At 27.2% G+C, this 345-nt stretch carries 1 protein-coding gene; it reads left to right on the top strand.

Annotation, left to right across the window (positions count from 1 at the left end):
- The first annotated feature begins 36 nt into the window (after nucleotides 1-36).
- Nucleotides 37-327, top strand: coding sequence for a hypothetical protein (locus tag F1592_RS13535; RefSeq protein ID WP_149814216.1), 291 nt, complete (start codon nucleotides 37-39; stop codon nucleotides 325-327).
- Nucleotides 328-345 lie beyond the last annotated feature (18 nt).

The following is a 345-nucleotide window of genomic DNA, read 5'->3' as shown; positions in this document are numbered from 1 at the left end:
AATTAGAAAAAGATTATAGATGTTAGTAGATTTGAAATGTTTAAAGTATTAAGTGAGCATATTAAGAAGAATGTCGAAAATCCTATCTATGATGGTAATAATAAGATTTTTATCTTCTCAGCATTTGCATATACGATTCAATATATATACAACAACCTAAATGAGAAATTATTAGAAAACAATATACATTCAGCAATGGTGATGGGTTCTGTAGATAACAAAACTACTCTAAATGGTGTAAAAGATAAAGATTTAGTTGATGTACTTACAAACTTCTCTCCAATATCAAAGTACAGAGCGCTTACAAATCCGGAAGCTACTGAATAAATTGATATTTTATTTGAA

Source organism: Staphylococcus sp. GDX7P312P (assembly GCF_008385775.1).
In the GTDB taxonomy this organism is placed as follows: domain Bacteria; phylum Bacillota; class Bacilli; order Staphylococcales; family Staphylococcaceae; genus Staphylococcus; species Staphylococcus haemolyticus.
This window is presented reverse-complemented; position numbering and strand designations above follow the sequence as displayed.

Excerpts from the sequence above, each read along its gene's own strand:
- F1592_RS13535 (WP_149814216.1), top strand. The coding sequence starts at position 37 with ATGTTTAAAGTATTAAGTGAGCATATTAAGAAGAATGTCGAAAATCCT.